Genomic DNA, 21,054 nt, shown 5'->3' on the forward strand with positions numbered 1-21,054 from the left:
GCGATGTCACCGCTGAGCGCCATCGCCGAGCTTAGCGCCGTGGCCAGATCGGTCGAGACACTCGCCCCCGTGCTCGCCACTGCCGTGCCCTTGATCGCGACGCTGGCGTCCGACAGGTCGGTGGCGTCTGCATCGGTGAAGGTCACCGAGCCGGTATCGCTGAGGTAGGCGCCGGTTTCCACGGTTTGCGTGTTCGGGTTGTCGGCAATCGTGGCGGTGTCTTCCTTCACCGTACCGGCCACATCCACCACCGTGATCACCGGTGCATCATTTACGCCGGTAACCGTGATCGTCAGAGTCGTCGTACTGAAGTCACCATCCGCATCCTTGATCGTGTAGCTGAATGTATCTGGCTGCGTCTCATTGGCGCTCAGCGCTTGCAGCGCTTTGTAGCCAAGTGTGGCTGCCGAACCTGAATCAGATGCGGCGTAAAGCGTGTAGGTGTAACTACCATTCTCTTGCAAGGCCAGCTTGCCGAAGCTACCTTCGATATCGCCAGCCACCCCGCCAATCACTTCCGTGGTCTGCGTGCCAGCCGTCACCCCCGTTACGTACTTGCTACCAGGAACACCATCGGCGCCGTACGTATCATTCGCAATCACAGTGCCGGTAATCACTCCTGTGGCATCTTCTCCAATACCTGCGACATCAGGGCGTGCCGTGGGCACGTCGTCGACGATGTTTATCGTCAGCGAGTTGATCGTCGTGTTACCCAACGCATCGCTGAGCACTACAGGGAAACTATCTGCTGTGTTGTCTCCCGAGGTCGTGCCCGTCAGTGTGTAGCGGTAGGAGATCGAACCAGTACCCGCGACGGGGTCGTAGCTGTACCACGCTGTCAGTTCGCCGAAGAGTCCGTCGAAGCTCTGCGGTGTCGTGGTCAACACGTGCCCCGCCATAGACACCTCACTGAAGCCGTGAACTGCGGTGAAGTCAATCGTGCCCACCGCTGCCGACGAGCCACCACTCTGCGAACCTTGAGGCAAACCCGCCTCATAAACGGAATCCTCCGCCCGCTGAACATACAACTCAGTCGGCACTCCCCCCCGCGAACCCCTCGATCACCGGCGGCGTCCCCGTCGGATTGGTGGGGAATTCATAAGCGGCAACAGGCACCGCCTCGACGATGCGCAACAGATTGACGAAGTTCGGGCCGCTGCCAGGATCCTCACCCGGCGAGGAGTCGAAGCTGCGCTCGGCAAGTTCCCGATCGGCCTCAAGCCCGAAAATCTCGATGACCGTTTCCGCTTCGCTCGATTCCAGCGTGCTGACGCTGGCGGCGGAGGGATCCGGGGAACTGGTGATTACTTGCTCGTCGACGGCGAGGATCTGCTGCTCGCCGAGAGTCAGCGTCGTCTCGTCGGCGAGCGCGATGACGACCGTGCTGAACTGCCCAGTGATGAGGACGTCGCCTTCGTGGATCGGGTCGTTCAGCTGCAGGATGCGAATCTGCCCCTTGGCATCACGTGCCTTCACTTCGCCTTCGATGAAACTGACGTAGGCGACCGTTGCGCTGCTCTCTGCCATGATTTCCCGACCCCGAAAGCATTTTAAGATGCCTTCGAATTTATTACCGGGAATTAAAAAATGCCATTGCCCAAAAGGGCATGGGGCAGGGAATCCTCAAGCCTGCCTGGCGGGCTTTTGTATGGCCCGGCTCCGCGAGAACCGCGCAGCTCGTGGCGACGATGTGCCGGCAGCCGGTCTAGTCGGACTTGCTCAAGAGCAGCGCGAGTTGCAGCCGGTCGCGCACGCCGAGCTTCTCGAAGACGCTGGTCAGATGCGCCTTGATGGTGCGCTCGGCCAGATCGAGGCGGCGGGCGATCACCTTGTTCTGCTCTCCGCGCGCGACGCACAGCGCGACCTCGCGTTCGCGCTCCGAGAGCCTCGTCAGCGCCGGATGTTGTTCCTGAGGTACGCTTGCGCGCAGGCTGATGCCGCCGAGCAGGCGGTTGAGCAAGGATTCGCCGACCCACAGCCCCTGGCTGCGGACGACGGTGGCGATGCTCTTGAGCAGTTCGGGCGTGGCGTGGGCGTTGCAGTAAGCGGCTGCGCCCTGCGCCAAGGCGGCCAGACCGCCCTCGTCCGACGGTTCGTCGTGCATGACGACCCAGCGTGCGCCGGACAGCGGTGAAGTGCCGGGCAACTGCGCCGGGGTCAGGTTGTGCAACCAGACGAGGCTGTTGGCGTCGACGTCGTCGGGCAGGCGCACGACGATCTCCGCTTCGGGAAACGCCTGCCGCCAGCGCTCCGGCGGCTGCGGACTGCGGGTAACGAAGATGTTCCTTTCCATCGCTACCCTCAACGCTCGCTCAGCGCGTACTGCTTGGCGCGCAGCACAGGCTTCAACAGGTAGCTCAGGACCGATTTCTTGCCCGTGATGATGTCGACTTCGGCGGTCATCCCGGGAATGATCGGCAAATCGGCGCCGAAGTCGGGGCGCGTGGTGCGCACGCGGACGATGTAGAAGGCGTTCCCCTTCTCGTCGAGCACCGAGTCGGCGCTGATGTGTTCGAGCTTGCCGTCGAGTCCGCCGTAGATGGTGAAGTCGTAGGCGGAGAGCTTGACGTTGGCGCGCTGCCCGGGGCGCAGGAAGGCGATGTCGCGGGGCAGGACGCGCGCTTCGAGCAGCAGCGCCTCCTCGGCGGGCACTACCTCGACGATGTCCTTGCCCGGCTGGACGACGCCGCCGACCGTGTTGTGGAAGATGCGCTTGACCGTGCCGTTGACCGGCGACTTGATGTCGGCCTGCTTGACCTTGTCGGACAAGGCGACGCTACCCTCGCCCAGGCTCTTCAGCCTGGCCTGCGTCTCCGCCAGTTCGTTGCGCGCCTGGTTCTTGAATTCCAGTTCGACCTCGTCGATCTTGTGCCGGGCCTCGCTGATCGCTGCCTGCAGCCGGTTGATCTGCGAAGACGCCTGGTTGCGTTCGCCGGCGTAGCGCGAGACATCGCGTTCCAGACGCAGGATCTCGACGTCGGAAACCGCACCGGACTTGATCATCGGCTTGGTCAGCGCCAGTTCCTTCGCGGTGAACTCGTAGCCCTTGGTCGCCTGCTCGTAGCGCGCACGCGCCTCGTTCAGTTCGTTGTTGCGCTGCGACAACTGCTGGCGGGCGATGCCGAGCTGCGAATCGAGTTCGGCCCTGCGGTTCAGGTAGAGGCTGCGCTCCTGCTCGACCAGCCTGGGGTCCTCGGCGAGCAATTCGGGCGGCGCGACGAATTCGCCGCCTTCGGCGATGGCGGAGAGGCGCGCCGACTTGGCCAGCAAGGCCAGGTAGGTGGCGCGGCTTTCCTTGAAGCTCGACATGAAGCGCGTCGTGTCGATCTTCAGCAGTACCTGCCCTTCCTTGACCGTATCGCCTTCCTTGGCCAGGATTTCGCGGACGATGCCGCCGTCGAGGCTCTGCACCACCTGCAACTGCCGCGAGGGAATGACCTTGCCGTCGCCGCGGGTGATCTCGTCGACCTCGGCGATCGCCGCCCAGACGAGTGCGACGACGAGCGTGACGCCGACCAGCCGCAACACCTGGCGCGCGCGCAGCGGATCCTGCGCGATCATCGCTGCGTCGGCATCGGCGACGAAGTCGCGCCCAAGCATCCCGTCCTCCGGGCGATAGACCGCATACGGATCGAGCGCACGCCGGGCGAAGGGATTGAGCTGATCCAGCCCGAGGCCGTTCAGGAAAGCGCGCTTCCGGCTGCCTTTCCCGGGCTGCATGGTCGGGGTTCTCTCGCTCATGCTCAGCCCCTTCCCACCTTGCCGGCCGCGAGGTCGGCGACCACCTGCTGCTTGGGTCCGTCGGCGACGACCCGGCCGCGATCGATGACGATCAGACGGTCCACCAGGTCGAGCAGCGAATTGCGGTGCGTCACCAGCAGCAGGGTGCGGCCGCGCGCGTAGGCAGCCAGCTTCTTCTTCAAGGCTTCCTCGGTCGAATGATCCATCGCGCTGCTCGGTTCGTCGAGGAGCAGGATGCTCGGCTCATGTACCAGCGCACGTGCGATCGCCACCGACTGCCGCTGCCCGCCGGAGAGCGATTCGCCGCGTTCGCCGATGATCATGTCGAAGCCCTGCGGGTGACTGCCGACCATTTCCTGCAGCCCGGCGAGCTCGGCGGCGTGCAGGATGGCGTGATCCTCGACCTGCGGCATGCCGATCGTGATGTTCTCGCGCAGCGTGCCGTAGAACAGGGTCACGTCCTGCGGCACGTAGCCGATCGCGTGGCGCAGTTCGGCCGGGTCGATCTGCCTGCTGTCGACGCCGTCGATCCTGATGCTGCCCGCGCCCGGCTGGTAGAGACCGAGGATCAGCCGGTTCAAGGTCGACTTGCCCGAGCCGACCTTGCCGATGATGCCGACGTGCTCGCCAGGCGCGATGCGGAAGGAGAGCTCGCGCAGCACCTCGAGCGAGTTCTCGCCGGGGTAGGCGAAGCTGACGCGCTTGAACTCGATGGCGCCGGCGATCCGCTCGCGGCTGACGTAGGAAGTAGTCTCGCTCCGTTCCAGCGGCTGGGCGACGACCCGGTCGAGCGCCGACAAGGACATCGCGACGTTCTGGTACTGGCCGAGCAAGCCGGCGATCTGCGCGAACGGCGCGAGCGCGCGCGAGGACAGCATCACCGTCGCGATCAGAGCACCCTGCGACAGCTGGTGGTCGGCGATCAGATAGACACCGACGATGAGCATGCCGACCGTCACCAGTTGCTGCACCGCGGCGCTGCCATTGACCACGGACAGGGACAGGTAGCGCAGGTCGGCACCGACGCGCGCGAGATGGGCGACCGATTGCTCCCATTTCCGCTGCATGACGCCCTCGGCGGCCTGGGTCTTGATCGCCTCCATGCCGACCAGGCTCTCTATCAGCGTCGAGTTGCGCGTCGCCGTCGCGCGGTAGCTCGCCTCGGTCAGTTCCTGCATCTTCGGCTGCAGCAGCAGCGCGTAGAGGATCAGTCCGCCCATGCCGAGCAGCAGCGGGATCGCCATCGGCCAGCCGAGCCAGACGATCAGGCCGAGGAAGATCAGCGCGAACGGCAGGTCGATGAAGGCGGTCACCGTCGTCGAGGTGATGAAGTCGCGCACCGACTCGAACGCACGCAGGTTGGCGGCGAACGACCCTGCCGACGCCGGCCGGTTCAACATCTGCATGCCGAGCACGCGCTCCATGATCAGTGCCGACAGATTGACGTCGACGCGCTTGCCCGCAAGGTCGAGCAGGTAACCGCGGATCATGCGCAGCGCGAAGTCGGCGACGATCACCAGGACGACGCCGATCGCCAGCGTCCACAGCGTTTCCAGCGCGCTGTTGGGGACCACCCGGTCGTAGACATTGAGGGTGAACAGCGGGATGACGGTCGCGAAGATATTGACGAGGAAGGCCGCGAGCAGCACGTCGCGATAGAGCGGCAGGTTGTCGAAGAGCGCGCCCCAGAACCAGTGCCGATCGACGGGCTTGCGCACTTCCGGCGCACGCCGATCGAAGCGGAAGCGCGGCCGGACGAAGATGCAGTAACCCGCGTAGTCATCGGCGAGCGTCTCCGGCGCCACCTCGGCGACACCCTGTCCGGCCTCGGGGAAGAGCACGCGCAGGCGGCTGCGCTCCTCGTTCCAGCCGAGCAGGACGCAGGCTTCGTTTTCCCTGAGCAGCAGGATCGCCGGCAGCAGTTCGTCGCGAACGGCGGCGAGCGGGCGTTGCGAAACGCGGGTCACCAGGCCGGCACGCTCGGCGGCGCGGCGAAAGAGCGAGGGCGTCAGCCTGCCGTCGGCCAAAGGCAGCCCGGCGACGAAGCTTTCGCCGCTCATGCCGCGCCCGTGGAAACGGGCGATTTCAATAAGACACGAGAGCAGCGGGTCGTGGCGACGCTGTGTACCGCTGCCCGGGAGATCCTGAGTGATTGCTGATGGATGCATTGAGGAGTGGTGTCGGGTTACGCTACGCTAACCCGACCTACGAGACTGTCCTGGCTGGCCGACCGGAGCGGATTGCAAGCCCGGGCCCGGCGGCCACTCGCCTGAACGTAATTGCAGCGCTCCGTCATCTGCAACCCGGCAATACAAGTATCGGTAATGACTGCCACGATTATACGGGCATGGAGCGGCAAAGACACGCGGATCAGTCGGGGGTGGTGTCGGGTTAGGCTGCGCTAACGATCATGGCGAGTCGTGCCACCCCTGAGCATGAAACGCAGCCCTTCGCTTCAATGCCGTCATTGCGAGGCGCGTAGCGCCGTGGCAATCCAGTTCGTTCTTCTGTCTCTACGCCCTTCACGATGCAAGACCCACGTACTGGATCGCCACGCCCTGCGGGCTCGCGATGACGATTACGCTCTGAGACCCTCTCCATGCACTCCTGGCACTGCCGTCATTGCGAGGCGCGTAGCGCCGTGGCAATCCAGTTCGTTCTTCTGTCTTTGCGCCCTTCACGATGCAAGACCTACGTACTGGATCGCCACGCCCTGCGGGCTCGCGATGACGATTACGCTCTCAGACCCTCTCCATGCACTCCTGGCACTGCCGTCATTGCGAGGCGCGTAGCGCCGTGGCAATCCAGTTCGTTCTTCTGTCTCTACGCCCTTCACGATGCAATACCCACGTACTGGATCGCCACGCCCTGCGGGCTCGCGATGACGATTACGCTCTGAGACCCTCTCCATGCACTCCTGGCACTGCCGTCATTGCGAGGCGCGTAGCGCCGTGGCAATCCAGTTCGTTCTTCTGTCTCTACGCCCTTCAGGATGCGAGACCCACGTACTGGATCGCCACGCCCTGCGGGCTCGCGATGACGATTACGCTCTCAGGGCCTCTCCATTCACTCCTGGCACTGCCGTCATTGCGAGGCGCGAAGCGCAGTGGCAATCCAGTTCGTTCTTCTGTCTCTGCGCCCTTCACGATGCAAGACCTACGTACTGGATCGCCACGCCCTGCGGGCTTGCGATGACGATTACGCTCTCAGGGCCTCTCCATGCACTCCTGGCACTGCCGTCATTGCGAGGCGCGTAGCGCCGTGGCAATCCAGTTCGTTCTTCTGTCTCTACGCCCTTCAGGATGCGAGACCCACGTACTGGATCGCCACGCCCTGCGGGCTCGCGATGACGATTACGCTCTCAGGGCCTCTCCATGCACTCCTGGCACTGCCGTCATTGCGAGGCGCGTAGCGCCGTCGCAATCCAGTTCGTTCTTCTGTCTTTGCGCCCTTCACGATGCAAGACCTACGTACTGGATCGCCACGCCCTGCGGGCTCGCGATGACGATTACGCTCTCAGGGCCTCTCCATTCACTCCTGGCACTGCCGTCATTGCGAGGCGCGAAGCGCAGTGGCAATCCAGTTCGTTCTTCTGTCTCTGCGCCCTTCACGATGCAAGACCTACGTACTGGATCGCCACGCCCTGCGGGCTTGCGATGACGATTACGCTCTCAGGGCCTCTCCATGCACTCCTGGCACTGCCGTCATTGCGAGGCGCGTAGCGCCGTGGCAATCCAGTTCGTTCTTCTGTCTCTGCGCCCTTCACGATGCGAGACCTACGTACTGGATCGCCACGCCCTGCGGGCTCGCGATGACGATTACGCTCTGAAACCCTCTCCATGCACTCCTGGCACTGCCGTCATTGCGAGGCGCGTAGCGCCGTGGCAATCCAGTTCGTTCTTCTGTCTCTACGCCCTTCACGATGCGAGACCTACGTACTGGATCGCCACGCCCTGCGGGCTTGCAATGACGGGCTGCTGCTCAGGGCAGCGTCTTTGCCTCGTTCCTCCGCAGTTTCACGTTATCCCGACAAAAATCAATGAAAGTCGCGGCTCCCGGTCGTCAAACGACCAAGCCAGGCGGAAAGATCGACCAGCCGCTTGGCGACGAGGTGGACGACCTCGCCCTGCCGGCTGATCTGCCCGAAGACGCCGAGCAGGCGCGCGCCGAGCAGTTCGCGCCGCTGCCGCTCGACCAGCGGCGCATGGACGACGACGTTGGTAAGCCCGCTCTCGTCCTCGATGGTCACGAAGACGATTCCGCTCGCGGTCCCCGGCCGCTGCCGGCAGGTGACGATGCCGGCAGCGCGCGCGAGCTGGCGGTCCTTGCCCGCGCGCAGCTCAGCCGCCGACAGGAAGCGCTGCGCACGCAGGCGATCGCGCAGCAAGGCCAGCGGGTGCCGGCCGAGGGTGAGGCCGAGGCTAGCGTAGTCGGCGACGATCTCCTCGCCTTCGCTCGCCGGAACGAGGAGCGGTACCGGCTCGGCGACCGCGGCCGTGGACAGGAGGTCGCGCTGCACCGGGGCCGCTGCCGCCGCCCACGCCGCCTGCCGGCGGTGTCCCGCGATCCGCTCCAGCGCGCCGGCGGCAGCCAGCGCGTCGAGGTCGGAGCGCGCCAGGGCGGCACGCGCGGCGAGGTCGTCGACGTCGGCAAAGGCGCGCTCGCGGCGGGCGGCGACGATGCGCGCAGCCGCGGCCCTGACCAGTCCGCCGACGCTGGAGAGGCCGAGACGGACTGCGCAGACGACACGCGTCGCCACGAGGACGGCGCACCCGCACGGCCCGCCTGCCGCTCCTGCCTCCCGGCCATCCGTCTCGCCGACCATCGGCGCGGTCGTGGCCTCCAGGCTCGCCTCGACCGCGCTCGCCAAGACATCGACCGGGCGCACCTCGATGCCGTGCCGGCGTGCGTCGCGGACGAGTTGCGCCGGCGCGTAGAAGCCCATCGGCTGGCTGTTGAGCAGCGCGCAGAGGAAGGCGTCGGGGCGGTGCCGCTTGAGCCAGGCCGAGACATAGACGAGCAGCGCGAAGCTCGCGGCATGCGACTCGGGAAAGCCGTATTCGCCGAAGCCGCGGATCTGCGCGCACAGCCGGAGCGCGAAGTCTTCCGGGTAGCCGCGCTCGCGCATGCCGGCGATCAGCTTCTGCTCGAAGGGTTCGAGCCCGCCCTTGCGGCGCCAGGCGGCCATCGCGCGGCGTAACTGGTCGGCCTCGCCCGGCGTGAAACCAGCGGCGACGACGGCGAGCTGCATCACCTGCTCCTGGAAGATCGGCACGCCGAGCGTCCGCCCGAGCACGCCGGCAATCGCCTCGCTCATCGGCTCGACCGGCTCGCTGCCGTCGCGCCGCCGCAGGTAGGGATGGACCATGTCGCCCTGGATCGGTCCGGGGCGCACCAGCGCCACCTCGATCACGAGGTCGTAGAAGTGGCGCGGTTTCAGGCGCGGCAGCATCGCCATCTGAGCGCGCGACTCGATCTGGAAGACGCCGACGGTATCTGCCCGGCAGATCATGTCGTAGGTCGCCGGGTCTTCCGCCGGCACCTGATCGAGGCGCAGGCCGACGAGTTCGAGCGTGCGGCGGATCGCCGAGAGCATGCCGAGCGCGAGCAGGTCGACCTTGAGCAGGCCGACCGCGTCGAGGTCGTCCTTGTCCCACTGGATCACCGTGCGCCCGGCCATCGCCGCGTTCTCGACCGGAACCAGTTGCGAGATCGGCCCGCGCGAGAGGACGAAACCCCCGGTGTGCTGCGACAGGTGGCGCGGAAAGCCGCGCAGTGCGTCGGCGAGCGCGAGCCACTTGGCGACGCGCGGCGCCTCGGGGTCGAGGCCGATCGAAAGCAGCCGATCGGGCAGTTGCTCGCGCTTGTCCCACCACGAGAGCGAGGCGGCGAGCGCGTCGATCTGCGGCGGCTCGAAGCCGAGCGCGCGGCCGACGTCGCGCAGGGCGCCGCGCGTGTGCCAGGTGTGCACCGCCGCCGTCAGCGCCGCGCGCTCGCGCCCGTACTTGGCGTAGAGGTACTGGATCACCTCCTCGCGCCGCTCGTGCTCGAAGTCGACGTCGATGTCCGGCGGCTCGCCGCGCTCCTTCGAGATGAAGCGCTCGAACAGGAGGTGCGAGCGCGCCGGGTCGACCTCGGTGATGCCGAGGGCGTAGCAGACCGCCGAATTCGCCGCCGAGCCGCGTCCCTGGCAGAGGATGCCGCGGCTGCGCGCGAAACGGACGATGTCGTGAACGGTCAGGAAATACGGCTCGTAAGCGAGTTCGCCGATCAGCCCGAGCTCGTGCTCGATGCGCTCGCGCACGCTCGCCGGAACCGCATCGCCGTAGCGACGCGCGAGCCCGCGCTCGGTCTCGGCGCGCAGGAAGGATGCCGCCGTCTGCCCCTGCGGGACGATCTCTTCCGGGTACTCGTAGCGCAGCTCGTCGAGCGAGAAGTTGCAGCGCTCGGCGATGCGCTGCGTCTCGGCGAGAAGCTCCTGCGGATAGAGTCGCGACAGGCGCAGCCGCGTGCGCAGGTGGCGCTCGCCGTTGGCAAAGAGCCGCGCGCCGCAGGCGAAAACGCTGGTCCGGTGACGGATCGCGGTGAGCACGTCCTGCAGCGGACGCCGCGCGCGCAGGTGCATGTGCACGTCGCCGGCGGCCACTGCGGGCAGCCCGCAAGCGCTGGCGAGCGCGAGCAAGGTCGCCAGCCGCACGCCGTCGTTGCCGGCAGAGTGGAGTTCGACCGCCAGCCAGCAACGGCCGGGGAAGCGTCGCGCGAAAAACCTTCCTTCGGCCTGCAGCGCGGCGCTGTCGGGGCCGGCATCGTTCGGCACGGAGGCAGCGGACACCGCAGGCACCCACAAAGCCAGGCAGTCGGGAACGGCGCCACCGGGAGCGATGGCGGCGAGGTCGCCGCGCAAGAGCCGGTAAGAACCCTTCTCCGCTCGCCTTCTCGCCAGCGTGATCAGCGCCGCCAGGTTGCCGTAACCTGCTCGATTCTGCGCGAGCAGCACCAGTCGCCCGCCAGTATGGCCTTCCACCGTGCCGTCGAGGCGGAATTCGGCACCGACGATCAGCTTCAGCCCGACGGCTTTCGCTGCCCGGTGCGCGCGCACGACGCCGGCGAGCGAGCACTCGTCGCTGATCGCCAGCGCTGCATAACCGAGCGAATGCGCGCGCTCGACCAGTTCCTCCGGGTGCGAGGCGCCGCGCAGGAAGGAAAAGTTGGAGACGCAGTGCAGTTCGGCGTAATCCGGCAGCCGGCTCATGGCGCAGGGGGAATCCGGTTCATCGTGAACGACCTTTTTTCAGCCACGAAAAACACGAAAGTCACGACTCCTCGCTGCGGCGAACGCGGCGAATGCTTTCGTTCGTGTATTTCGTGGCCAACTTCCAGGTCCATGCTTGCGCCGCTGCCGCAGCCACTGCGCAGGAACAGCCCCGGATCAGGCGAACAGGCCATGCAGGAACCAGCCCGCGTCGGAGCGGAAAATCCACAGCCACTCGGCGCGCGCCGAGAGCGCGATGAAATAGTCGCGACGCACGTCGCCGACGGCCCCCGGCTCGCCCTCGTCCCACCAGCCGCTCTCGATGCGCTCGGGCCCGGCGACGAGGCGCAGCGGCCCGCCGCGTTGTGGCCGCCCGCCTTGCTCGGCGAGCGCCTGTGGCTCCGGCAAAAGGCACAGCGGGCGCGCCCCGAGCGAGGCTGCCGCGGGCGCAGGCACGGCCCCGTGCGCGGGCTCGCCGGCGCCAGCCGGGGTGGCCTTCCTCCTCTTCGCGTGCGCACGCTGCGCGAGCTGGAAAGCGGCTTTTTGCGTCGCCTTTTCCGGACGGTGCTCGGAGACGGCGACGAGGCGGTAGACGCACTGCTCGCCGAGGCGTGCCTGCAGACGTTCGACGAGTTCGGCGACACCCGTGGCGGTATCCCCGGAGCGGTCACGGGAATTGCTGCCCGCGGCGGCAAAGAGCGAAGTCGTCTGCCCGGCGAGCGCTTCCACGGCGTCCGCGCGCAAGCACAGCGACTCGACCGGCGCCGGCAGTTGCAAGCGCGCCAGGCGTTCGTCGAGCACGCGAGCGATGCGCGCCGGATCGCGCGTCGCTGCGGCGAAGGTGAGTGCCAGCGTCAAGGCCGGCGTTGCGGCACTGCCGCGTTCGCAGCGCAGTTCGAGGACGCACTCGTGAATCCCGGCCGCGCGCACGGCGAGCCAGCCGCACAGCGCTGCGATCAGGCGGCGCGCGGCGAAGGCGAGCGCGGGCGCGTTCTCGCAGCGTGCCGGCAGTTCGATCGCCTCGCGGAAATGCTCCGGAAAGGCGAAGCGTGGCCGCGGGTCGGGCCGTTCGCCGAGCGCGCGCGCCAGGTCGGCGGCGAATCCGGCGCCGACGCGCCGCGCGAGACCGGCGCGCGGCAGGGCGAGCACGTCGGCGAGCGTGCGCGCCCCGAACGCGGCCAGACGCGCCTGCCGGTCTTCGCCCAAGTCGAGCAGCGACAGCGGCAGCGTGCCCAGTTGCAGTGGCAGTGCGGCTAGGTCGCGGCAGACGAAGTACGCGTTGTTTGCGCACTCTGCAACAGCGGGAAAACCGGCTGCGGCGGGTCTGGCGGCGAAGGCCAGCCACTGCGCGGCGAGTGGCGTCGGCGCCAGTGCCGGCTGAACGCTGAAGCCCTGCGCCAGGACCTCGTTGACGATGCGCGCAGACAGCGCCTCGACGCCGCCGAAGAGGCGCAGCGAGGACGAGAGTTCGAGCAGCAGCGTCGCCGGCGGCGCCAAGCTGACTTCGGAAGTGAAGCTACCCGCCCAGCAGGCGAGGCGCGCGAGCGCAGCCGCCTCCTGCGCCGGATCACGCGGCAGCGCGACCAGTTCCGGCAGGCGTGCGCGCGCACTGGCCAGGCGCAGTCCTGGAACGACACCGGCCGCCTGCGCTGCCTCGTCGGCGACGAGCACGCGATCGAGCTCGACGACGGCGCGCGGCTGGGGGGGCCGGCAGGCCGCTGCCGAGGGCAGATCAGGACGCGCGTCGAGCGGCAGGCGCGGCAGGAACAGGGCAAGCCAGAGCATGTGGCGAAGCCGGGCGTGACGAGGAATCGGACGACGCAGCAGGGGGGGCAGCCCGTCTGCCGGCGCCGATCCTGGCGACGGGCGATGCCGCCGGGGGCTGAGCCTGCGCTCCCGCTGCAGCCAGCGAGGCCGGTCGGCGGATGGCCAGCGACAGCGGCGCCGGCCTGCCGCCGCCACGTCGCTTGAGGATGCTCACCCGCAGCTGCTCACCCTCACCATCGATCTGCAGGCGCAGCGGTGCCGGCGATGCAGTGGCGGCGCAGGCGCCCGGGCGGAAGACGAAGAACAGCGCACGGCTGCCCTCGGCAGCGAGGTGCAGGCGACGCAAGAGCGTCGCGTCGGCGGCAGGCAGCCAGGCGACGACCGCGCCGACGCCTTCGGTCGCGAGCGCGCGCGCGCAAGACCAGGCGGCATCGCGACCGGGAGCGCCGACGACGAGCAGACGTTCGAGCGCGACGCCGCCCTGTGCCAGCGCCGGCGCGTGCAGGGGATGCGGCGGCGCGACACAGACCACCCAGGCCAGTTCGTCCTCGGAGACCTGCGCCAGCGCCGGCAGCAGCAGGCTCAGTTCGCCGACCCCCGTCCGCGTCGGCAGCAGTTCGGTCAGAGCGCCGCGCGCCCAGCCGCCGCCGGGAAGTTCGGCGTCCAGCTCCGCAAAACCGCTCGCCACCCCCGGCTGCGGCGCAGCCGCCAGCGCATCGCCGCGCCAGACGTCGGCACGGGCGAGGATGTCGTCGAGATGAACGGCGGCAGGCATTGGCAAAGACGGGAAGAAGGTGTCGGCAGCAGCCGCGAACTACGCAAGTCGGAGAACACGCAAGCCGCTGCCGGCCTTACAGCGACTCGCTGCCGCGGATCAGGCCGACGGCGATGCCTTCGATGGCGATCGAGACTTCGCGCGTATCGACGACGATCGGTTCGAAATCGGGGTTCTCGGCGATCAGTTCGACGATCGGCCCCTTCTGCTGGAAGCGCTTGACGGTCACGTCGTCCTCGAGGCGGGCGACGACGATCTGGCCGTTGCGCGCTTCCCCGGTGCGATGCACGGCGAGCAGGTCACCGTCGCAGATGCCGGCATTGATCATCGACAGGCCGCGCACGCGCAGCAGGAAATCGGCGCGCGGCCGGAATAGCGCAGGATCGAGCGAGTAGCGTCCCTGCACGTTCTCGACGGCGAGGATCGGGCTACCGGCGGCAACGCTGCCGATCAGCGGCAGACCGAGCTGTTCGACCAGGCGGATGCCGCGTGCCGAGCCCGGTTCGAGCACCACTGCGCCCTTCTTCGCCAGTGCCTTGAGATGCTCCTCGGCGGCGTTCGGCGAGGCGAAACCGAAGGCCGATGCGATCTCGGCACGCGTCGGCGGCGCGCCGGCCTCCAGCGATTGGCGGATGAAGTCGAGGATTTCCTGTTGACGCGGGGTCAGCTTGATCATTGCTGCAAGCTCCGGTGATGAATGACTGTATTTTTGTACAGTTGCCGGGCAAAGGCAAGCCCCGATGTGTCGCGTCCCGCGGCGGCAGCGCCCGCCGGCGTCCCTGGCCGAGAACCCTGCCAGGATCATCCTGAAAAAGGCAGTTGGCCACGAAATGCACGAAAAACACGAAATCGTTCATGCGGTTCGACGCTGAGTGGAAACAAGCCTTCGGGTTAGACACTGAACGACCGCAACCCCATGTTTTGTTTCGTGGCTTTCGTGTTTTTCGTGGATGAAAAGAGGTTTTAAGGATCATCCGTCAGGGAAGAAGGCAGCCAGTTGGCCGCTCCTGAGCGCCCACAGCGTCAGGTACTCGCCGAGATCACGCAGCGCGATGAACTGCCAGTCCTGCAGCGAGGTCGTCGCCCTGCCCGTCGACAGATGGGGGAAATGACGATTCCGCTCATGGGCCTGCTGCACCGAGCAGGGTAGCGTCGGCGCCTCGGGCGATTCCAGGGTCAGCCGGACAGCGTCGCCGAGCTGTTGCGCACACTGCCCGTCCGCTTTCGGCATGCTCAGTTTCAGATAGGCGATCGCACCGATGGGCGGGTAGTCCTTCCCTTGCACAGCGTAATGACCGATGAATACGAAGCGTCCTCCGTTGTCGTGCGTGTCGATGTCGAGCTGCACTGCAGGCGGGCTGCCTGCTTCGCCTGGACGGCAGAAGCTGACGCGCACGCCGAGCTTTTCCAGGCGGGCGCAGGTCTCCGCCAGACTGTCGAAGCGTCCCTTCTCGTCTTCGGAAGCGTCGATGACGATGATCTTGCCAAGGCCACGCCGCACCAGGGCGAACAGGCCCAGATTGTCGGTATGTCCGCCGTCGGTGAGATAGATTTCCGGGGAATCGGCGGAATCGTTGCTGCCGTGCAGGTAATAGAAAGGTAGCGGCAGCATGCGATGCACGGTCCGGTTCTGCTCGCCGAAAATCGGGTTGTTGAGCTGGGTACCCAGGCTGAAGTTGGCGAGGTGCGCGGCCAGTCTGGCCGTACGTTCCTGGCCGATGCTGTCGAAGCCGAAGGCATCGACAGCCGCCCCGGAAGCATTGACGGCATCGAAGGGCAGCAGCTGATGCGGATAAACGGCCTGTGATCCTGGCCCCTTGTTCCCGGGTTCGAGCGTCTCGTCAAGGTCATGCTCGCCGTCGCTGCGTGCGAAATAACCGAACAGTCCCGACCCGTAACCGAGCGGGGTGAACTCGTACTGATACTTTTCAAGGTCCTTGTCACCACTGCTGGCCCAGACCGAGTTGCTGGAGAAGCCCGAGGTGTTGATGATCCACAGCGGCAGCGGCGGCGTTGCGCCGGCGGCTGACTGCCCTTGCCAGAATGCCGCCGTGCGCGCTCTCAGTGTGGCGAAATCGAGCCAGGAACCGTCCGCGATGCGTGGGCCCTGGCGGGCCAGATCCTGGTCCGGCGCCCTGGCCTCGCCGGCGCAGCGGCTGCCGGATGCCCCGGCAGCAGCGCCGGGCAAGGCCAGCCTGCCGTACATCCTTTCGATGCCGGTACGGTAGGTGTCGTTGAATACCGAATTGTCCCAGGACCAGTCGAACAGGGTGTTGGCGAAATGGTGGGGAATGGCGGGGATGAAGCCGGGCAACCAGGCCAGGGCACCGGTGAGTGGATAGAACAGCGCGCTGACTCCGGAATAAATTTTCAGGCCAAGCTCGGAATTGCGGGCGGAGACCGGGCATTCGTCGTCGAACAGGATATGGGTGTTCTTCTGCAGGTGCTGCTGGAACACATCGTCCGGAGCGAAGATCCTGTCGGCCCACGCGCCGTTGTCGAGCACGTTGTTGTAATACCAGTACGCCGCGTAGCCACCGCCGGAAACCGTCGACAGGTAATGCACGCGGGCGAGCAGCGCTGCGGATTGGCGCCGCTCTTCGTGCAATGCCTTCAAGACGCCGATGCTGAACGAAGCCGAACGCGGGCCGCCGCCCGAGAGCGCAAGCCCCAGCGCGTCCTGCGGGGTGCCGGTGGTGCTCCTCCCGTCACCGATGCCGAGGAGCGCGAACTCGTCGCCGAACTCGGCGGCGAGTTCGCCCGCAGCCGCAGGCTGGAGGACGGCGCTGACCGGGCGGCGGGCCAGGACGCGCTTTGCCGGCGCGTTCTGCCAGGCTTCTTCCTTGCCCGCATACCCCTGCGCATGGACCTCCTGTCGCCACCTCTCGATGGCCTGCGTCGCCTGCGGGGAGTTGCCGATGAACTGATCGGGGGGACCGACGCCGGCACATCCCGCAACCAGCATGGACAGGCCGATGACGGCAAGGGGATGGGTGTTCATGCTTTTCTCCCGCACGGGCGCCGACTGCGGCAAGAGCGCTGGCCTCCCCGCCCGTTTCATGCATTCAGAATAGCACGGAGGCGTTCCGGGAGCGCTCCCATTCCGCGCAGGCCAGCGTGGCGGCCGACGGAATTTTTCCTTCTCCTGTGCTTGCCCCTTATAATCTCGTGCTTCACAAAACCCGACGCGCAACGTGAACCCAGACCTCTCCAGGCTGCAGCCCTACCCCTTCGAGAAGCTGCGCCAGCTGTTCAAGGGGGTGACCCCGAACACCCGCCATTCCGAGATCAAGCTCTTCATCGGCGAGCCGCAGCACGAGACGCCGCTGCTGATCAAGGAAGCGCTGGCCGCGAGCCTCGGCGGGCTTGCGCACTATCCGACGACCATCGGTAGCCCCGAGCTGCGCGGTGCGATCGCGCGCTGGATCGAGCGCCGCTACGAAGTCGGCCCGGTCGACCCGGAGACGCAGGTGATACCGGTCAATGGCTCGCGCGAGGCGCTGTTCTCGTTCTGCCAGGCAGTCATCGACCCGACCGCTGCGCGCGGCGGCCCGCCGATCGTCGTCTGCCCGAACCCGTTCTACCAGATCTACGAAGGTGCCGCCCTCCTCGCCGGCGCCGAGCCACGCTTCCTCAACACCCTGCCCGAGAACGGTTTCGCCTTCGACTTCGACAGCCTGTCCGAGGCCGAATGGCAGCGCGTCCAGCTCTTCTACGTCTGCTCGCCGGGCAACCCGACCGGCAAGGTGCTCGACCTCGAGGACTGGCGAAGGCTGTTCGCACTCGCCGACCGCTACGGCTTCGTCATCGCCGCCGACGAGTGTTATTCGGAGATCTACTTCGACGAGGCCAGCCCGCCGCTCGGCGGCCTGCAGGCGGCGCAGCGGCTCGGTCGCGGCTGGGAGCGCCTGGTGATGTTCTCCAGCCTCTCGAAGCGCTCCAACGTTCCCGGCCTGCGCTCGGGTTTCGTCGCCGGCGACGCGGCGGTGTTGAAGCCCTTCCTGCTCTACCGCACCTACCACGGCTGCGCGATGAATCCGGCGGTGCAGGTCGCCTCCGTCGCGGCCTGGAGCGACGAGGCGCACGTGCGTGACAACCGCCGCCGCTACCGCGAGAAGTTCGACGCGGTGACGCCGATCCTCGCCGAGGCGCTCGGTGCCGAGCGTCCCGACGCGAGCTTCTACTTCTGGGCGAAGACGCCGGGCGACGACCGTGAGTTCGCCCGGCGCCTGCTCGCCGAATACAACGTGATGCTGCTGCCGGGCAGCTTCCTCGCCCGTGAAGCCGGCGGCGTCAATCCCGGACAGGGATTCACCCGCATCGCCCTCGTTGCACCGCTCGCCGAATGCCTCGAAGCCGCCGAGCGTATCCGTTCATTCACCTCGAAACTCCAGGATTGAAACCATGACCGCAGACCTCCTCGCCACCCGCCAGATCATCGAAGACGCTTGGGAAGCGCGCACCACCCTGAGCCCCGGCACGGCGCCGGCCAAGATCGGCGAAGCCGTCGCTGCGGTGCTCGCCTGCCTCGACGACGGCAGCCTGCGCGTTGCCGAGAAGATCGACGGCGAATGGGTGACGCACCAGTGGATCAAGAAGGCGGTGCTGCTCTCGTTCCGCCTCGAAGACAACAAGCTGATGGAAGGCGGCGAAACCCGCTACTTCGACAAGGTGCCGAGCAAGTTCGCCGGCTACACGGCCGAACAGTTCGCGCGCGGCGGCTTCCGCGTCGTGCCACCGGCGACCGCCCGTCGCGGCTCGTTCATCGCGAAGAACGTCGTGCTCATGCCGTCCTACGTGAACATCGGCGCCCGCGTCGATGAAGGCACCATGGTCGACACCTGGGCGACGGTCGGTTCCTGCGCGCAGATCGGCAAGAACGTGCACCTCTCCGGCGGCGTCGGCATCGGCGGCGTGCTCGAACCGATCCAGGCCGGCCCGGTGATCATCGAGGACAACTGCTTCATCGGCGCGCGCTCGGAAGTCGTCGAAGGCGTCATCGTCGGCGAGAATTCGGTGATCTCGATGGGCGTCTATCTCGGCCAGAGCACGCCGATCTACAACCGTGCCACGGGCGAAATCACCTACGGCAAGATCCCGCCCGGATCGGTCGTGATCAGCGGCAGCCTGCCCAAGGCGGGCGGCGCCTACAGCCTGTACGCGGCGATCATCGTCAAGCAGGTCGACGCGCAGACGCGCTCGAAGACCAGCATCAACGAACTGCTGCGCGGCGACTGATCGCCCCATGTCCGCAAGCACGCAGGAACCTGTCCTCGCGCTCGCCGAAGCGCTGATCGCACGCCGCTCGGTCACCCCCGACGACGCCGGCTGCCAGGAGTTGATCGCCGAGCGCCTGCAGCGGCTCGGCTTCGTCTGCGAGACGATTGAACGCGGTGGCGTCAGGAACCTGTGGGCGCGCCGTGGTTCGAGCGCGCCGCTGGTCTGCCTCGCCGGCCACACCGATGTCGTCCCGAGCGGCCCGCCCGAGCGCTGGCAGTCCGACCCGTTCACGCCGACCCGGCGTGACGGTCGCCTCTACGGACGCGGCGCTGCCGACATGAAAAGCTCGCTTGCCGCCTTCGTCGTCGCCGTCGAGGACTTCGTCGCCGCGCACCCGCGGCATGCGGGATCGATCGCCTTCCTCGTCACTGCCGACGAGGAAGGCGACGCCGTCGACGGCACCGTCGCCGTCGTCGAGACGCTGCGCGCGCGCGGCGAGACGATCGACTACTGCGTCGTCGGCGAGCCGACCGCCGTCTTCCGACTCGGCGACACGGTCAAGAACGGTCGCCGCGGTTCGCTCACCGGCCGGCTGACGGTGAAGGGAATCCAGGGCCACGTCGCCTACCCGCAACTGGCGAGGAACCCGATCCATCAGGTCGCGCCGGCGCTCGCCGAACTGGCGGCCACCACCTGGGATGCGGGCGACGAGTATTTCCCGCCGACGACCTGGCAGGTCTCGAACATCCACGCCGGCAACGGTGCGGGCAACGTGATCCCCGGCAGCGTCGAGGTCCTCTTCAACTTCCGCTTCGCCGCGGTGAGCACGCCGGAAAGCCTCAAGGCGCGCCTCGTCGCCGTCCTCGAACGCCACGGGCTCGACTTCGAGATCGTGTGGACGCTCGGCGCGCGTCCCTTCTTCACCCCGCGCGCGACGCTGGTCGAGGCGGCGCTGGCCGCGATCCGAGAGGAAACCGGCATCGACGCCGAGCTGTCGACCACCGGCGGCACCTCCGACGGTCGCTTCATCGCCGAGATCTGCCCGCAGGTGATCGAACTCGGCCCGGTGAACGAGAGCATTCACAAGATCGACGAGAACGTCGCCATCGCCGACCTGCCGCGTCTCGCGGCCGTCTATCGTCGCCTACTGGAAAGACTGCTGCCCGACCATGCCTGACAAATCCATCGAAAAATCCGAACTCTCGACGCAAGCACGCCAGGAGCTGTTCACATTGCGCGACCTGTTGCGCTACGCCGTCAGCCGTTTCAACGAAGCCGGGCTCTTCTTCGGCCACGGCAGCGACAACGCCTGGGACGAGGCTGTCTATCTCATCCTGCACGCGCTGCACCTGCCGCTCGACCGGCTCGAACCCTTCCTCGATGCGCGCATCACGACGGTCGAGCGTGCGCGTGTGCTGCAACTGATCCGCCGTCGCGTCCTCGAGCGGGTGCCGGCCGCCTATCTGACCAACGAAGCCTGGCTCGGCGAACACCGCTTCTACATCGACGAGCGCGTCATCGTCCCGCGTTCGTTCATCGCCGAACTGCTCGACGAGCAGCTCGCGCCGTGGATCGAGGATCCCTGGGCCGTCGACAGCGTGCTCGACCTGTGCACCGGTTCCGGCTGCCTCGCCATCATCGCCGCGCTCGCCTTTCCCGAAGCCGTGGTCGACGCCGTCGACATCTCGACGGACGCGCTCGCGGTCGCCGAACGCAATGTCTCCGACTATGGCCTGCACGGGCGCGTGCAGCTGATCCACTCCGACCTTTTCACCGAACTGGAAGAGGATCGTCGCTACGACCTGATCATCTCGAACCCGCCCTACGTCGACGCCGCCGCCATGCGCGCACTGCCCGAGGAGTACCGCCGCGAACCGGTGCTGGCGCTGGCTGCAGGCGAAGACGGGCTCGACATCGTGCGCATCCTGCTGCGCGAGGCGAAGGCGCGGCTCAATCCGGGCGGGCTGCTCGTCGTCGAGATCGGCCACAACCGCGAAGTCGTCGAATCCACCTTCCCTGCCCTGCCCTTCACCTGGCTCGACACCCACGCCGGCGAAGGCTACGTCTTCCTGCTGCGCCGCGAAGACCTCTGATCGGAAACCTCTTTTCAGCCACGAAAAACACGAAAGCCACGAACACGAATTTGCAGCCGGCTAGTGTTTAGTTCATCGGCTTATTGGCGGCCGAGGTCGAGGCACCTGGATCAGTTTTGGTGCATTTCGTGGCCAAGTGCTTTTTACATGCAGGTGCGAAAGTTACGCGGAGCAGCGGCAGCCGCAGAGCTGTTCTAAGCCTTGTG

At 66.8% G+C, this 21,054-nt stretch carries 14 protein-coding genes; 4 read left to right on the top strand and 10 right to left on the bottom strand.

Translation table 11 applies throughout. The annotated features are described in order from the left end of the window. From CCR84_RS11575 to CCR84_RS11620, 10 genes are all read right to left on the bottom strand, one after another. A partial coding sequence (locus CCR84_RS11575; protein WP_201212422.1) for a VCBS domain-containing protein occupies positions 1-1,028 on the bottom strand: 1,028 nt, incomplete at its 3' end. A gap of 1 nt (position 1,029) precedes the next feature. Further along, a complete protein-coding gene (locus tag CCR84_RS11580) occupies positions 1,030-1,527 on the bottom strand; it encodes a retention module-containing protein (protein WP_201212424.1) in 498 nt (165 codons plus the stop codon). Between the two features lie 178 nt (positions 1,528-1,705). Next, entirely contained in the window at positions 1,706-2,293 is a 588-nt protein-coding gene (locus CCR84_RS11585; RefSeq protein ID WP_201212426.1) for a helix-turn-helix domain-containing protein, read from the bottom strand. Between the two features lie 8 nt (positions 2,294-2,301). After that, positions 2,302-3,741 (bottom strand): HlyD family type I secretion periplasmic adaptor subunit, encoded by a 1,440-nt coding sequence (locus CCR84_RS11590; RefSeq protein ID WP_242508692.1) that lies wholly within the window; start codon positions 3,739-3,741, stop codon positions 2,302-2,304. 2 nt (positions 3,742-3,743) lie between these two features. After that, on the bottom strand, positions 3,744-5,909 hold the full coding sequence (locus CCR84_RS11595) for a type I secretion system permease/ATPase (protein WP_201212428.1): 2,166 nt from the start codon (positions 5,907-5,909) through the stop codon (positions 3,744-3,746). Between the two features lie 1,868 nt (positions 5,910-7,777). Further along, the gene (locus CCR84_RS11600) at positions 7,778-10,993 is read right to left on the bottom strand and encodes an error-prone DNA polymerase (protein WP_201212430.1); all 3,216 of its coding nucleotides are present in this window, start codon (positions 10,991-10,993) and stop codon (positions 7,778-7,780) included. Between the two features lie 177 nt (positions 10,994-11,170). Continuing rightward, positions 11,171-12,778, bottom strand: coding sequence for a Y-family DNA polymerase (locus CCR84_RS11605; protein WP_201212432.1), 1,608 nt, complete (start codon positions 12,776-12,778; stop codon positions 11,171-11,173). Continuing rightward, positions 12,726-13,535, bottom strand: coding sequence for a translesion DNA synthesis-associated protein ImuA (gene imuA / locus CCR84_RS11610; RefSeq protein WP_201212434.1), 810 nt, complete (start codon positions 13,533-13,535; stop codon positions 12,726-12,728). The genes CCR84_RS11605 and imuA overlap by 53 nt, the downstream gene beginning before the upstream one ends. Positions 13,536-13,611: 76 nt before the next feature. Further along, complete coding sequence (gene lexA, locus CCR84_RS11615) at positions 13,612-14,211, bottom strand: transcriptional repressor LexA (protein ID WP_201212436.1); 600 nt, start codon at positions 14,209-14,211, stop codon at positions 13,612-13,614. A gap of 294 nt (positions 14,212-14,505) precedes the next feature. Further along, positions 14,506-16,536 carry a patatin-like phospholipase domain-containing protein gene (locus CCR84_RS11620; protein WP_201212438.1) on the bottom strand — a complete coding sequence of 677 codons (2,031 nt, stop codon included), beginning with the start codon at positions 16,534-16,536 and terminating at the stop codon, positions 14,506-14,508. Positions 16,537-16,729: 193 nt separating this feature from the next. Between CCR84_RS11620 and dapC the strand changes: the two genes are divergently transcribed. Genes dapC through prmB form a run of 4 tightly spaced genes read left to right on the top strand, consistent with a single transcriptional unit; the run spans position 16,730 to position 20,848 of the window. After that, positions 16,730-17,935 carry a succinyldiaminopimelate transaminase gene (gene dapC, locus CCR84_RS11625; RefSeq protein WP_201212440.1) on the top strand — a complete coding sequence of 402 codons (1,206 nt, stop codon included), beginning with the start codon at positions 16,730-16,732 and terminating at the stop codon, positions 17,933-17,935. A 4-nt stretch (positions 17,936-17,939) separates the two neighbouring features. Continuing rightward, positions 17,940-18,773 (top strand): 2,3,4,5-tetrahydropyridine-2,6-dicarboxylate N-succinyltransferase, encoded by an 834-nt coding sequence (gene dapD, locus CCR84_RS11630; protein ID WP_201212442.1) that lies wholly within the window; start codon positions 17,940-17,942, stop codon positions 18,771-18,773. Between the two features lie 7 nt (positions 18,774-18,780). Further along, the gene (dapE, locus tag CCR84_RS11635; RefSeq protein WP_201212444.1) at positions 18,781-19,932 is read left to right on the top strand and encodes a succinyl-diaminopimelate desuccinylase; all 1,152 of its coding nucleotides are present in this window, start codon (positions 18,781-18,783) and stop codon (positions 19,930-19,932) included. Continuing rightward, complete coding sequence (prmB, locus tag CCR84_RS11640) at positions 19,925-20,848, top strand: 50S ribosomal protein L3 N(5)-glutamine methyltransferase (protein WP_201212446.1); 924 nt, start codon at positions 19,925-19,927, stop codon at positions 20,846-20,848. Before dapE ends, prmB begins: the two co-directional genes overlap by 8 nt. Positions 20,849-21,054 lie beyond the last annotated feature (206 nt).

This window comes from Rhodocyclus purpureus (genome assembly GCF_016653115.1).
Taxonomy (GTDB): Bacteria; Pseudomonadota; Gammaproteobacteria; order Burkholderiales; family Rhodocyclaceae; genus Rhodocyclus; species Rhodocyclus purpureus.